Origin of the sequence: Pseudomonas alcaligenes (assembly GCF_014490745.1) — a bacterium.
In the GTDB taxonomy this organism is placed as follows: domain Bacteria; phylum Pseudomonadota; class Gammaproteobacteria; order Pseudomonadales; family Pseudomonadaceae; genus Aquipseudomonas; species Aquipseudomonas alcaligenes_C.
This window is the reverse complement of record NZ_LZEU01000001.1, coordinates 2162497-2175888: the sequence shown is the minus strand read 5'-3', so window position 1 is coordinate 2175888 and position 13392 is coordinate 2162497. Positions and strand designations below refer to the sequence as shown.

General features: G+C 67.6%; 17 protein-coding genes. 7 read left to right on the top strand and 10 right to left on the bottom strand.

Features of this window, described 5'->3' with window-relative positions; all coding sequences use genetic code 11:
• Nucleotides 1-48 precede the first annotated feature (48 nt).
• The 3 genes from A9179_RS09900 to rhtA all read left to right on the top strand — a co-directional run bounded on the left by A9179_RS09900 (nt 49) and on the right by rhtA (nt 1906).
• Nucleotides 49-594 carry a 3'-5' exonuclease gene (locus A9179_RS09900; protein WP_187805645.1) on the top strand — a complete coding sequence of 182 codons (546 nt, stop codon included), beginning with the start codon at nt 49-51 and terminating at the stop codon, nt 592-594.
• Between the two features lie 68 nt (nt 595-662).
• Nucleotides 663-944 (top strand): pyrimidine/purine nucleoside phosphorylase, encoded by a 282-nt coding sequence (gene ppnP, locus A9179_RS09895; protein WP_187805644.1) that lies wholly within the window; start codon nt 663-665, stop codon nt 942-944.
• Between the two features lie 86 nt (nt 945-1030).
• Nucleotides 1031-1906, top strand: a complete 876-nt coding sequence (rhtA, locus tag A9179_RS09890; RefSeq protein WP_187805643.1) for a threonine/homoserine exporter RhtA — start codon at nt 1031-1033, stop codon at nt 1904-1906.
• Between the two features lie 10 nt (nt 1907-1916).
• On the opposite strand, the gene A9179_RS09885 is transcribed toward rhtA, so the two are convergent.
• From A9179_RS09885 to A9179_RS09855, 7 genes are all read right to left on the bottom strand, one after another.
• A complete protein-coding gene (locus A9179_RS09885; RefSeq protein WP_187805642.1) occupies nt 1917-2426 on the bottom strand; it encodes a zinc metalloprotease in 510 nt (169 codons plus the stop codon).
• Complete coding sequence (locus tag A9179_RS09880; RefSeq protein WP_316851823.1) at nt 2423-3550, bottom strand: saccharopine dehydrogenase family protein; 1128 nt, start codon at nt 3548-3550, stop codon at nt 2423-2425. Before A9179_RS09880 ends, A9179_RS09885 begins: the two co-directional genes overlap by 4 nt.
• 18 nt (nt 3551-3568) lie before the next feature.
• Nucleotides 3569-5344: an ABC transporter transmembrane domain-containing protein gene (locus A9179_RS09875; RefSeq protein ID WP_187805641.1), complete on the bottom strand. Its 1776-nt coding sequence runs from the start codon at nt 5342-5344 to the stop codon at nt 3569-3571.
• 112 nt (nt 5345-5456) lie between these two features.
• Entirely contained in the window at nt 5457-5891 is a 435-nt protein-coding gene (locus A9179_RS09870; protein WP_187805640.1) for a thiol-disulfide oxidoreductase DCC family protein, read from the bottom strand.
• 11 nt (nt 5892-5902) lie between these two features.
• Nucleotides 5903-6487: a DUF1287 domain-containing protein gene (locus A9179_RS09865; protein ID WP_187808551.1), complete on the bottom strand. Its 585-nt coding sequence runs from the start codon at nt 6485-6487 to the stop codon at nt 5903-5905.
• On the bottom strand, nt 6487-6885 hold the full coding sequence (locus A9179_RS09860; RefSeq protein WP_187805639.1) for a GFA family protein: 399 nt from the start codon (nt 6883-6885) through the stop codon (nt 6487-6489). The genes A9179_RS09865 and A9179_RS09860 overlap by 1 nt, the downstream gene beginning before the upstream one ends.
• Nucleotides 6886-6908: 23 nt before the next feature.
• The gene (locus A9179_RS09855) at nt 6909-8039 is read right to left on the bottom strand and encodes an ATP-NAD kinase family protein (RefSeq protein ID WP_187805638.1); all 1131 of its coding nucleotides are present in this window, start codon (nt 8037-8039) and stop codon (nt 6909-6911) included.
• A gap of 229 nt (nt 8040-8268) precedes the next feature.
• Here A9179_RS09855 and A9179_RS09850 point away from each other — a divergent pair, with 229 nt between their 5' ends.
• The 3 genes from A9179_RS09850 (at nt 8269) to A9179_RS09840 (ending at nt 9927) form a co-directional block, all read left to right on the top strand.
• On the top strand, nt 8269-8448 hold the full coding sequence (locus tag A9179_RS09850) for a PA1571 family protein (RefSeq protein ID WP_187805637.1): 180 nt from the start codon (nt 8269-8271) through the stop codon (nt 8446-8448).
• A gap of 80 nt (nt 8449-8528) precedes the next feature.
• Nucleotides 8529-9353: a helix-turn-helix domain-containing protein gene (locus tag A9179_RS09845; protein WP_187805636.1), complete on the top strand. Its 825-nt coding sequence runs from the start codon at nt 8529-8531 to the stop codon at nt 9351-9353.
• Nucleotides 9354-9366: 13 nt separating this feature from the next.
• Nucleotides 9367-9927 carry a thioesterase family protein gene (locus tag A9179_RS09840; RefSeq protein WP_187805635.1) on the top strand — a complete coding sequence of 187 codons (561 nt, stop codon included), beginning with the start codon at nt 9367-9369 and terminating at the stop codon, nt 9925-9927.
• Between the two features lie 15 nt (nt 9928-9942).
• Here the strand turns inward: A9179_RS09840 and pdxB are convergent, their stop codons facing one another.
• Nucleotides 9943-11073 (bottom strand): 4-phosphoerythronate dehydrogenase PdxB, encoded by a 1131-nt coding sequence (gene pdxB / locus A9179_RS09835; RefSeq protein ID WP_187805634.1) that lies wholly within the window; start codon nt 11071-11073, stop codon nt 9943-9945.
• A gap of 137 nt (nt 11074-11210) precedes the next feature.
• Between pdxB and A9179_RS09830 the strand changes: the two genes are divergently transcribed.
• The gene (locus tag A9179_RS09830; RefSeq protein WP_187805633.1) at nt 11211-12617 is read left to right on the top strand and encodes an MATE family efflux transporter; all 1407 of its coding nucleotides are present in this window, start codon (nt 11211-11213) and stop codon (nt 12615-12617) included.
• Here the strand turns inward: A9179_RS09830 and A9179_RS09825 are convergent.
• Both A9179_RS09825 and tusA read right to left on the bottom strand, forming a co-directional pair.
• Complete coding sequence (locus A9179_RS09825; protein WP_187805632.1) at nt 12575-13027, bottom strand: gamma-glutamylcyclotransferase family protein; 453 nt, start codon at nt 13025-13027, stop codon at nt 12575-12577. The two genes, A9179_RS09830 and A9179_RS09825, sit on opposite strands and share 43 nt — an antisense overlap.
• A gap of 79 nt (nt 13028-13106) precedes the next feature.
• Nucleotides 13107-13346, bottom strand: a complete 240-nt coding sequence (gene tusA / locus A9179_RS09820) for a sulfurtransferase TusA (RefSeq protein WP_187805631.1) — start codon at nt 13344-13346, stop codon at nt 13107-13109.
• Nucleotides 13347-13392 lie beyond the last annotated feature (46 nt).

Below are 13392 nucleotides of genomic sequence, written 5' to 3'. Positions count from 1 at the left end.
GCCAAGGCCGCGACCCGCCACCATACTGGCGGCAAGCAAGGAGGGCTTATGCAGCAGCACTGGCTGGTAATCGACCTGGAGGCCACCACCGAAGAAGGTGGCTGGCCCATCGAAGACATGGAAATCATCGAGATCGGCGCCAGCCTGGTGGCTACCGACGGCCACGAACTGGATCACTTCCAGCGCTTCGTGCGCCCGCTGCGCCGCCCCTGCCTGACCAGCTTCTGCCGTCAACTCACCCATATCAGCCAGGCCCAGGTCGACGGCGCCCTGCCGCTGAACCAGCTGTGGCCGCAGTTCGAGCGCTGGCTGGCGCCGCACCTGCCCCAGCTCGCCGGCTGGGCCAGCTGGGGCGACTACGACCGCCGCCAGCTGGAACTGGAATGGCAGCGCCAGCAACTGCACAGCCAGCTCAGCGAGGTACCGCACCTCAACCTCAAGCAGGATTTTGCCAGCGCCCGCCAGCTCAAACGTGCGGTGGGCCTGCATACCGCCCTGCAACTGGCTGGCCTGCAGTTCCAGGGCCAGCAGCACCGGGCTCTGGAGGATGCGCGCAATACCGCACGCCTGCTGCCGCTGATCTTCGCCACATAAGCGGATGACGTGCCGGCCGGCCTTGGGCATACTGGCCGGCCCTTTTTATCCCCTTCGAGGCCCCCTCCATGTTCAAGGTCAACGAGTACTTCGACGGCACCGTCAAATCCATCGGTTTCACCATGAGCGAAGGCCCGGCCACCATCGGCGTCATGGCCCCGGGCGAATACGAATTCGGCACCAGCCAGCTGGAAGTCATGCACGTGGTAGCCGGCGCCCTGACCGTCAAACTGCCGGGCAGCGACAACTGGGAAACCTTTGCCGCCGGCAACAAGTTCACCGTGCCGGCCAACAGCAAGTTCCAGCTGCAGGTCGCCGTGGAAACCGCCTACCTCTGCGAATATCGTTAAGTCAGGCCGTTGCGAAGAACCGGCCCCGGTGGCCGGTTTTTTTATCCCCCTGCTCCGACCGACCAGTCACGCTGACGGATAAGTCCATGTCCCGCTCCACCGCCATCCTCGTGCCCATCGCCCTGCTGCTGGTGGCCATGATCTCCATCCAGAGCGGCGCCTCCCTGGCCAAGGGCCTGTTCCCGCTGATCGGCGCCGAAGGCACCACGGCCCTGCGCCTGAGCCTGGGCGCACTGATCCTGTGCCTGGTCATGCGCCCCTGGCGTAGCCGCGCCAACCTGGCCGCCTGGCCGTCGCTGCTGGGTTACGGCCTGAGCCTGGGCAGCATGAACCTGCTGTTCTATCTGTCGCTGAAGAGTATTCCGCTGGGCATCGCCGTAGCCCTGGAGTTCACCGGCCCGCTGGTGCTGGCCCTGCTGTCATCGCGGCGCCTGCTCGACTTCGTGTGGATCGCCCTGGCGGTGTTCGGCCTCTGGCTGCTGCTGCCGGACACCAGCGCCAACGATCATCTCGACCCACTGGGCATGGCCCTGGCCCTGGGCGCCGGGGTGTGCTGGGCGCTGTACATCATCTTCGGGCAGAAGGCTGGCGCCGAGCATGGCGCGCAGACCGTGGCCTTCGGCACCGTGGTCGCCGCCCTGCTGGTGTTCCCCATCGGCCTCTGGCAGAACGGCGCCGCGCTGTTCTCCGTCGACCTGCTGCCGGTGGCCCTGGGCGTTGCCGTACTGTCCTCGGCCCTGCCCTACAGCCTGGAAATGATCGCCCTGACCCGCCTGCCGGCGCGCACTTTCAGCGTGCTGATGAGCATGGAGCCGGCCATCGCCGCGCTGTCCGGCCTGCTGTTCCTCGGCGAACGCCTCGGCGCCGGGCAGTGGCTGGCCATCGGCGCGATCATCGCCGCTTCGGCGGGCGTGGCGCTGACCATCAAGCCGAAAGTCGATCCGCACTGCATCGAGCACTGATGCCCCTGTTCTAGGGCCGTTTGCGACGGCTCCAGAGCAGCCCGATGATCTTCCAGGCCCGCCCGCCATCCAGGCGCCGGGCCGGCAGCAGGTTGCCGCAGGCGATCAACAGGTTGAAGAAGCCGAGCACGATCACTAGCGGGCCGTAGTAGCCCAGATCCGTGCCCAGCAGCGGCACCGGCAGCAGCACCAGGGCCGCCACGCCGAACTGCGCCAGCACCCCGCCCCAGGCCACCTTGACCTCGTCGAGGAAGTCCGCCGGCTTCTGGAAATGGCACAGGCCATGGAAGAACCCCAGCTGCACGGCGAACACCCGCAAGCCCAGGCGATGGGCAATGAAAGCGTGACCCCACTCGTGAATCAGGATGATCGCCAGGTAGCAGAGGATCGCCAGCAGGCCGTACAGGCCATGCCCCTGAGCCCAGATCAGGCAGAGCCCGACGAACAGACCGAGCGAGCTGTGCAGGAACACCGGCGCGCCGTAGATGCGCAGCCCGGGCACCTGCAGGTAGCCGTTCATGCCGCCCCGCTGGCCTCGGGCAGCACCCGCAAGGCGCTGCTGATGGCCAGTCCATCCAGCTCGGCCAGGTATTCGGCCAGCGTCAGCAAGCCCAGGCACGGCACGGCGCCGTGCGTCTGCAGGGTGCCGGCGGCCAGCTTGCGCGCCAGGGCCACGGCGGCCATGCAGGGAATGTTCGGCCCGTCGTTGTGCAGGGCCTGCAGTTCCCAGCACAGGGTCTGCGCCTGCCCGGCCTGATCCAGCCCGCGCAGGCGCACGAACATGCCGCTCAGGCCGTCACCGAACGGCTCCAGCGCCACCGCACCACGACGCAGGAAGCCAGCCAGCGGCACGCCACTACGCAGCAGGCCGCCACGCACCAGCCAGGACAGCAGCCAGGTACCGAACTGGGTGACGCGCAGGCCGACACCGGCAGAGAAACGTACGCTGCGTACCCCGGGATAGCGCGCCGGGAATAGTTGCAGGTCGGGGATATCGCAATTGCCCACCCAGCGCCGGCCCAGTGGCGCGGCGAAGTCATGGGCGCTGAGATCCTGCCAGCCGTGCACGGCCTGCCAGCGACCGTCGCGCCACTGCTGGAAGGGCTTGCCGCAATAGTTGAGCACCGCCGCCAGGGTCGACACGCCCGGGGTCTTCTCCGAGGAACTGATGCCATGCCAGATCTCGTCCAGGCGCGAGAAGCGCGGCAGCAGCTCATCGACCACCCCTGCCGCCAGCGCCGGTACCGAGCTGGCGCCGCTGCACACCAGCACGCCGGCCGCCCGCGCCGCCTCGTCCAGCTCGCCGATTGCGCAGACGAACTCGCGCGCATCGGCCAGGTCGGCGTAATGCAGGCCCGCCGCGATGCAGGCCTGCGCCACCCGGTAGTCCTGATGCTGGAATGGCCCGGCGGTGGAAATCAGCATGGCGGCGCCCAGCTCGCGCAGGCGCTCGACCAGATCGGGGGCGTTCATGTCCAGCTGCAGCGCACTCGCGCCGGTTTCCGTCGCCAGCGCCTGGGCCTTGGCCAGGTCGCGCCCGGCCACCCACACGCGCATGCCGGCGATGGCACACAGGCGCCGCACGATCACCGTACCGAAGTTGCCGTAGCCGCCCAGCACCACCACGCCGAATTCCTTTTCCACCTTGCCGCTACTCCCTGCTCAGACCGTTTCACTATCGGGGTTGAATTGCAGCTCGGCCAGCCGCGCATACAGCGGACTGCTCGTTACCAGCTCGCTGTGGCTGCCGATGGCCACCAGTTTGCCATGCTCGATCACGGCGATGCGGTCAGCGCTCTTCACCGTGGCCAGGCGGTGCGCGATCACCAGGGTGGTGCGCCCGCTCATCAGCTGCGGCAGGGCCTGCTGGATCAGGTATTCGCTTTCCGCATCGAGGGCGCTGGTGGCCTCGTCGAGCAGCAGGATCGGCGCATCCACCAGCAGCGCACGGGCAATCGCCAGGCGCTGGCGCTGGCCGCCGGACAGCCCCAGGCCGGCATCGCCCAGGTGGGTCTGGTAGCCCTGCGGCAGGCGCTGGATAAATTCATGGGCATGCGCCGCGCGCGCCGCCGCCTCGACTTCGGCCTGGCTGGCCTCGGGTTTGCCGTAGCGCAGGTTGTCCAGCACGGTGCCGTAGAACAGCGCCGGGTTCTGCGAGACCAGGGCGAAGCAGCGGCGCAGGTCGGCCGGGTCGAGTTGGTCGATAGCCAGACCCTCGACCAGGATGCGCCCCTGTTGCGGGTCGAAGAAGCGCAGCAGCAGGTCGAACAGAGTCGATTTGCCGGCCCCGGACGGCCCGACCAGGGCTAGGGTTTCGCCAGCGCGCACCTTGAGGTCGATGCCGTCCACCGCGAAATGCCCGGGGCGCGAGGGATAGGCGAAACGCAGGGCCTGCAGCTCGATGGCGCCACTGACCCGTGCCGGCAGCTGCAACAGATCCTCGGCCGGCGGCTTGATCGCATTGCTGGTCTGCAGCAGTTCGGCGATGCGCTCGGCGGCGCCGGCGGCACTCTGCAGCTCGCCGATCACCTCGCTGACCGCACCGAAGGCCATGCCGACGATCAGGCTGTAGAACACGAAAGCGGCCAGATCACCGCCGCTGATGCGCCCGGCGATCACGTCCATGCCGCCGACCCAGAGCATCACCCCCACCGCGCCGAGCACCAGCACGATGACCACGGTAATCAGCCAGGCGCGCTGCTTGATGCGCTTGCGCGCGGTGTCGAAGGCCTCCTCCACGGTCTGGCCAAAGCGCGCCTGATCCTGGGCCTGGTGGTTGTAGGCCTGCACCGTCTTGATCTGGCCCAGGGTCTCGCCGACATAGCTGCCGACATCGGCCACCCGATCCTGGCTCTGCCGTGACAGCGCGCGCACCCGCCGGCCGAAGATCAGGATCGGCGCCACCACCAGCGGCAGCGCGACTATGACGATGGCGCTGAGCTTGGGGTTGGTGAAGAACAGCAGGCCGATGCCGCCGACCATCATGATGATGTTGCGCAGCGCCATCGACAGCGAGGAGCCGATCACCGTCTGCAGCAGAGTGGTGTCGGCGGTCAGCCGCGACTGGATCTCCGAGGCACGGTTGCTCTCGTAGAAACCCGGGTGCAGGCCGATCAGGTGGTTGAACACGCGCTTGCGGATATCGGCGACGAAGCGCTCGCCGATCCACGACACCAGGTAGAAGCGGGTGAAGGTGCCCAGCGCCAGGGCCAGCACCAGCACGAAGAACAGCCCGATCGAGTGGTTCAGCGCCTGCTGCGACTGGGTCGCCAGGCCCTGGTCGACCAGCAGGCGGATGCCCTGGCCCATCGACAAGGTGATGGCGGCGGTGAACATCAGCGCCAGCAAGGCACCGATCACCCGCCAGCGGTACGGCGCAACGAAACGCCCGGCCATGCGCAAGGCATTGCGCTGACGGGAAGACAGAATCGACAGCATGGGCACTCGCAGATGGGCCATGACCCAGGTAAGAAATCGTTGAGGCCTGCCAGAGGCAGGCCTCAACAGCAGATGGGGGCGGTACCGGGCAACATCAAGGCAGCGCGCGGCCTCAACCCTGGAGGAAGCGCCCGGCGTGGTCGGCAGAGGGCAGCAGGCAGCTGTCGTAGCGACCGAACAGGCGATAGCGGTTCAACGCGATGCGGTCATAGGCCCAGTCGCGCAGTCCGCGTGGCAGCACGCGCAGCCAGGCTGCCCAACGCCAGGGTGCAGGCAGCTGGGCGACGATGCGCAATACCGCGTCGGAGCGCACCAACAGCGCACTGCCCTCGACATAACCCATGGTCTCCAAATGATCGGTCGGCAGACCGAACCACTGCAGGATCGCCTGGCCCTCGGCGGACTGCACCGAGCACAGCTTGAACAGCCGCGCACGGTCATGGCGGACGAGGAACTTCGCCCAGCCGTTGCACAGTTTGCACACGCCGTCGAACAGCACCACGCGGTCGCCGGGCTGGATAAACGGGGGTAGCTGGGTTGCGTCCATAACGACTCCGATCAGCGCGCGGAAAAGCGGTAGTGGCCGGTGATGGTGAAGCGCAGCAGGATGTCTTCTTCCTGGGTGCCGCGGCCGATATTGTGCAGCACCAGCGGTACACCGTCCGCACCCTGGCGGTCGGAAACGATGCCGATATGGGTCAGGCCGCGGCCCAGATCCCAGGTCACCACATCGCCGGCGCGGTAGGCCGTGGGTTGCTGGCTGACCGGCTGGCTGAGGCCCTGGCGGCGCAGCCAGGTCATCAGGTTGGGCACCCGCCGATGGTCGATATTGCTGTCCGGGCGCTTCAGCCCCCAGTTCTGCGGATAGCTGGCAAAGTGCGCCACCATGTCCTCGTGCACCGCCTTCTGCAGATCCAGGCCCTGGGCCCGCAGGGCACGAACCAGCACATCGCTGCACACCCCGGTGCTCAGCGGCACATCGCCATTGGGATAAGCAATGCGCCGGTACACCGGGTCATAGCCGAGGGTCACGCCGACCTGGCTACGCGCGGCCCCGACCAGGGCAGCCGGGTCTACGGCGGCCTGGGCCAATACGGAGGTAGCGAGCAGCAGCCCCAGCAGCGCAAAACGCAGCACCCGCATCATGGCTTACCTCCGGGAAAGCACGGCAATCCATCGCTCACATTCCACCAATTGGCCTTGCTGGCCACATGGTAATGCGCCTCAGGCCGGCTGGGCAGCTCGCCCTCCAGCGTACCGGCACGAATGCGCAGCACGCCCGGCAGCTTGTCGGTATGGCTGTAGATGGGCGAACCACAGTTGCCGCAAAACACCCGCTGCTTGCCCGGCGAAGACTCGAAAGCGCGCAACTGGTCGCTGCCGCCAAGCAGCTCGAAGGCGCTCTGCGCCACCGGGATATTACTGGCGAACGCCACACCCTGAGCCTTGCGGCACTGGCTGCAGTGGCAGATCTGGATCGCTGCCAGCTCGCCCTGAATACGAAAGCTGACCGCCCCACACAAACAACTTCCCTGATACATAGGCTGCCCTCCCTGCCCCAAGGTTACGTGCCCTGCTCACCCCAGCCAACCGGATACAGCAGTTCTTCCTTGTACCCCGCCCACACCCGCACGGCATCGGGGAAGACCTCGTCCAGCGCCGGGTCGCCACTGTCCACCAGCAGCGGCCGGCCCTCCAGGGTGCCGAGCTTGCGTTTGGTCGCCACCACTCGCAAATGCTCCAGGCCGATGGCGCGCAGCACGCGCGGGCTGATCTGCTGGTTGCCGCGACCGATGATATGGCCCTGGCCACCGATGGCGGTGACCAGCAGGCGCGCCGGGTGGCCATCGACCAGTTCGAACAGCTGCGTTTCGGTCACGTCACGGGCCAGTACCGCGCCGTTCTCGATCACGTCGACGCCCAGCAGGGTGGTGTCCAGGCCAAGGTTCTCGGCCAGGCCATGCAGGGTCGAACCGGGGCCGAACACGTAGCGCACGTCCTGTTCCCAGCTTTCCTGCAACCAGTCGGCGAGATCCACCAGCACCAGTTCCTCGGACTCCATGCCGGCCTGCTTCACGTGCTGCATGAACTCGCCTTCCACCGGCACGCACAGCTCGCCATACCAGCGCGCGCTGACCTTGCCATCGCGCAGCGCCGTCTCGTCGAGATCGCGTACCTCGCCGCTGGCCAGGCGCACCAGGCCGCCCTCGACCAGGCGCCGGGCCATCTCGCCGGCGGCGCGTGGGCTGATGGCATAGACCCCGGAATGGATCTTCACCCCGGCGGGGATGCCCAGTACCGGCTGATCCTCGCGGGCCACTGCGCAGATGTCGCGCGCGGTGCCGTCGCCGCCGGCGAACAGGATCAGCGCACAGCCGGCCTCCTGCAGCAGTTGCACGGCCTGACGGGTGTCGGCGGCGCTGGTCGCGCCCTCGCCCAGCTGGCCGATGACCCGGTGGGCATAGCCCAGCTCGGCCAGCAGATCGGCGCCCATGGGCCCGGGGAAAGTGAGAAATTGCAAACGCTCGGCCAGCGGCCGCAGGCATTCCAGGGCGATACGCGTGCGTTCGGCGGCACGCGGCGTGGCACCGCGGGCCAGGGCTTCGGCGGCCACACCGTCGCTGCCCTTGAGCGCTGCCGGGCCGCCCAGGCCGGCCAGCGGATTGATGATCAGGCCCAGATGGAACAGGCTCATGCGGTCTCCCGGTTGCTGCACAGAGATCAATGGCGCAATTGTGCCCAAGCACGACCGCTCAGACCATCGCGGCAAACGCCAGCCGAACCCCTGGTGTCGAGTGCGGTCAACTTCCCTGCAGGATGGCAAGCCAAGCTTGCCGTGGGCACCGACTGGTGCCCGGAACTGTCACCGCGCGTTCATCTAGCGGTTCTAGACTGCGCGCAAGCACCTGACGAGGAGACAGAGCATGATTCCCTTCCACCGCCTCACCGCCCGCCACAACGTCACCCGCATCGAGCCACAGCAATCCACCGGGGGCTGCATCATCGACGCCCAAGGTCGCGAAGTGCCGATCACCGAGCAGATGATCCAGCAGGCCTGCCGCGAGCTGGAAAAACACAACCCGCCGCTGCGCAAACGAGCCTGAGCGGTTATTACCTGCGACGTAATTGCCGCTGCGGCGGCTAGCGCGTAGAAAGGGGGCCAGTCCACCGCCAGGCCCCCGCCATGTCCACCCAGCCTACTCATACCAGCCACTTCGGCAGCCAGCTGAAGAGCTGGCGCCAGCGCCGCGGCCTCAGCCAACTGGCCTTCGCCGCAGTGGCCGGCACCTCGCAACGACACATCAGCTTTCTCGAAAGTGGCCGCTCGCAACCGAGCCGGCCCATGGTGCTGCAACTGGCGGCCAGCCTTGATCTGCCCCTGCACGAACGCAACCTACTGTTGGGCGCAGCCGGATTCGCCGCAGTATTTCGCGAAAGCCCACTGGATCACCCCGCCTCGCGCTTCGTGCGCCAGGCCATCGAGCTGCTGCTGGCCAAGCAAGAGCCCTATCCGGCGGCACTGATCGACTGTCGCTGGAACCAACTGCAAACCAACCAGGCCAGTGCCCGCCTGTTCGCCTTCCTCCTCGGCGGGCCGCCGCCGGCGGCGACTCTCGGCGCCGACGGCACGCCTAACCTGATCAAGCTGCTCCTCCATCCGCACGGCATCCGCGCCAACGTGGTCAACTGGCTGGAGCTGGCCGCCTTTCTGGTACAGCGCCTGCGCAGCGAAGCCCTGCGTGTGGGCGGCGACCCGCAAACCGAACAACTGCTGACGGAGATCGCCACCTACCCCGGCGTCCCCGAGCACTGGCCAAGCCTGGGAGCCGGCCAGCTGGACAGCCCGGTGCTGATGACCCACTTCCGCAAGGACGGCATCGACCTGCACTTCTTCACCACCCTGACCACCCTCGGTGCGCCGCTGGATGCCGGCCTGGAGCAGCTGCGCCTGGAGTCCTACTTTCCTGCGGATGAGACCACCGAGGCTTTCATGCGCCAATTTTCCTGATGGAGACGATTCGATGAACCTGTGGTTCCGCCTGATCTGGATGCTGCTCACCCTGCCCTGGCGCAAGCCGGTGCAACCACTGGCCAGCAGCGTGCTGCGCATGACCGTGCTGCCCAACGACCTCGACTTCAACGGCCACATCAACAATGGCCGCTACCTGACCCTGGCCGACGTGGCGCGGATGGACTTCGTGCTGCGCAGCGGCGCCGCCAAGGTGGCCTGGCAGCACAAGGCGCTGCCGATAGTCGGCGATGCCATGGCCAAGTTCCGCCGCGACCTCAAGCCATTCCAGCGCTTCGAGGTGCACAGCCGGATACTCGGCTGGGAAGGCAAGTGGACGTTCCTCGAACACCGTTTCGTGCGCCACGGCCGAGTGCATGGCCTGGTACTGATTCGCGGCCTGTTCAAAGCTGCCGGCGGCACCCTCGATCCGCAGGAGTTCGCCCGAAGCCTGGGTCAGAGCCCAGTCTCGCCGGCGCTGCCGGAGTGGCTGCTGGACTGGCACCGCAGCTGCGAAAGCGCCAGCCAGGCCCTGCGCGTGGAGGAAGACGAAGGGCTGCCAAACGCTGGCTGAAGCGCGCTTATTGCCTCAGCCGGGCTGGCAGCCGAGGCCGGAGAGCAGCTGCGCCAGGGCCGGCGCTTCGCCATCCAGCTGCACCCGCAGGCCATCGATCTCACGACGGTAGGGGTAATGCTTGCGCAGGGCATCGAAGGCAGCCTTGCGCTGCACTGCGTCACCCTGCAGCGAGCGGCGGAAGTCGGCGTCATCGCGGCGCGGGTCGTACACCGCGCGGCACAGAGTGGCCAGCGCCCACTCCGGCGAGGCAGCGGCGCTCAGCTGCAGGGTCGGCAGCCAGGGCTGCGGCAACAGGTCGGCCAGCTGCACCTGCTCGGCCAGGCCCTGGCTGGCGCAGAACGCCTGATAGATCTGCGCGGTGCCGCGCAGCTTGCCATCCAGGCTGTAGCCGGCGATATGCGGGGTGGCGATCCGGCACAGCGCCGCCAGCTCGGGATCGGCCAGTGGCTCGCCTTCCCATACATCCAGCACCGCCTGCAAGGCGGCGCCGCTGCGCAGATGCGCCTTGAGCGCCGCATTGTCGAGCACCGCGCCGCGGCTGGCGTTGATCAGCCAGGCGCCGGGGCGCAGCTGCTGCAGCTCGTCGCCCCCCAGCAGGTGGCGGGTGCCGGCATTCAGCGGGGTGTGCAGGCTGATCACGTCGCACTCGCGCAGGATGGTCGCCAGGTCGACGAAAGCACCGTCCTCGGCCGCCTGCCGCGGTGGATCGCAGACCAGCACGTCCCAGCCCAGGCCGCGCAGCAGCTTGACCAGGCGACCGCCGACCTGGCCGGCGCCGACCACGCCATAGCGCCGGGTAGCCAGGGGCTGGCCGGTTTGCTCGCTCAGCGCCAGCAGGCTGCCCAGTACATAGTCGACCACGCCGCGAGCGTTGCAGCCGGGGGCGCTGGACCAGGCGATGCCGGCCTCACTGAAGTAGTCGAGATCGAGGTGATCGGTGCCGATGGTGCAGGTGCCGACGAAACGCACCCGGCTGCCTTCCAGCAGAGCCCGGTCGACCTGGGTCACCGAGCGCACCAACAGCACCTCGGCGTCGCCCAGGGCAGCACGGTCGATGCTGCGCCCGGGGTGACGGCTGATCGGGCCGAAGGTGGCGAAGAACTCGTCGAGCAGGGGAATGTTTTCGTCGGCAACGATACGCATGCTGGGCTCCTGGGCAAGGTCGCCATTCTAACCAAGCTGAACGGGGAAAACCCGCCACCACTCATGCCCTGCCGGCTTTCCTGACCACCAGGACAGGGATAGACTGTGCCGCCCTTCGCTGCACTGCCGGATCAACCATGTCTGCCCTCTCCCGCCTCGCCCGCGCCCGCTCCGAACTGCGGGCCCTGCTGGCCCTGGCCACGCCCATCATCATCGCCCAGTTGGCCTACACCTCGATGGGCTTCGTCGATGCGGTCATGGCCGGTCGCGTCAGCCCGCGCGACCTGGCGGCCGTGGCACTGGGCAACTCGCTGTGGGTGCCGGTGTTCCTGCTGATGAACGGCACCCTGCTGGCCACCACGGCCAAGGTGGCGCAGCGCTTCGGCGCCGGCAAACAGGAAGAGATCGGCGTAATCGTGCGCCAGGCCCTGTGGTTGGCCCTGGCCATCGGCCTGGGCTGCGCCACCCTGCTGTGGAACGCCGAGCCGGTGCTGCGCCTGATGCAGGTCGAGCCGGCGCTGAGCGAACTGGCCATGGGTTACCTGCGCGGCATCGCCTGCGGTTTTCCGGCGGTGGCGCTGTACCACGTGCTGCGCTGCTGCAGCGACGGCCTGGGGCGCACCCGGCCGAGCATGGTGCTGGGTATCGGCGGCCTGCTGCTGAACATTCCCCTCAACTATGTGCTGATCTACGGTCACCTGGGCTTCCCCGCCATGGGCGGCGCCGGCTGCGGCTGGGCCTCGGGCAGCGTGATGTGGTGCATGATGCTGGGCATGCTGTGGTGGGTGAACTGGGCGCCGCACTACAAGCCCAGTCGCCTGTTCAGTCACTTCGAGTGGCCACAGTGGGCAGTGATCCGCCGCCTGCTCGCGGTCGGCGTGCCGATCGGCGTGGCGGTGTTCGCCGAATCCAGCATCTTCTCGGTGATCGCCCTGCTGATCGGCGGCCTGGGCGCCACCGTGGTGGCCGGGCACCAGATCGCCCTCAACTTCAGCTCGATGATCTTCATGATTCCCTATTCGCTGGCGATGGCCGTGACCGTGCGGGTCGGCCAGGCCCTCGGCCGCGGCGAGCCGCGCGAGGCGCGTTTCGCCGCTGGCATCGGCATGGGCAGCGCACTGGCCTACGCCTGCCTGTCGGCCAGCCTGGTACTGCTGCTGCGCGAGCCCATCGCGCAGATCTACAGCCCCGATCCGCAGGTGATCGCGGTAGCCGCCACCCTGCTGGTGTACTCGGCGCTGTTCCAGTTCTCCGACGCCGTGCAGGTCACCGCCGCCGGTGCCCTGCGCGGTTACCAGGACACCCGCGTGACCATGCTGATCACCCTGTTCGCTTACTGGGGTATCGGTCTGCCGGTGGGTTACAGCCTCGGTCTGGCCGACTGGTTCGGCGAACCCAGCGGGCCGCGCGGGCTGTGGCAGGGCCTGGTGGTCGGCCTGACCTGCGCCGCCGTGCTGCTTGGCGTGCGCCTGGCGCGCAGCGCGCGCCGGCGTATCCGCCTTCAGTCGTCCAGCGCGGTGGTGGCGGCCAGCGCCGCCCAGTAATCGGCCGAGAGCAGCGCGCGGCCGGCCAGCAGGTGTTCGAGGTAGCTGCGGCTGGGCGCCAGCCCCTCCTCGCGCCAGGCCGGATTGGCCACGTAGATCCAGGCCGCGATCGGCCCCTGGGCCGTGTGGATCGGCATGCGCTCGCGGCTGTAGTAGACCGGCGTGCCCTCGAAGGGATCCATCTTGAGAATTTCGCTTTCCGCGGCCAAGCGATAGAGCACGCCTTCCAACACGCCGCCCGCCTGGTGGCGGATATTGGCGTAGGCGCGACCGGGATGGTCGTGGGCGCGCTTGTTGAAGCACAGGGCAAAGCCCGGCAGCCAGCCGGCCAGGGCCTCCTCGACCCGCAGACCACGGGCCTGCATGCGCGCCGGATTCATGTTGGAGCCGTAGGCGAAGTAGTAAGGCATAGACACCTATATAGGGGCTCGCGAGCTAGAGCCAGACGAGGCCACTTTTAACGCAGTATGGCCGACGCGCAGCAGCTCCTCAGCCCAGTTTCTTGCGGATCCAGTACAGGTAGGTGCCGCCCTCTTCGCTCTGCTCCACCAGTTGATGGTCGAGGAACATGCAGAACTTGGGGATATCGCGACGGGTCGAGGGGTCGGTGGCGATCACCTTGAGCAGGCCGCCAGCCGGCAGATCGCGCACTTTGTTGTGCAGCATCATCACCGGCTCGGGGCAATTCAGCCCGCTGGCGTCGAGAATGGCGTCGGGTTGCAGGGACATGGTCAGCCTCCAAAAACAGGCCGGCATTGTCGCGCAAAGCCCGGCC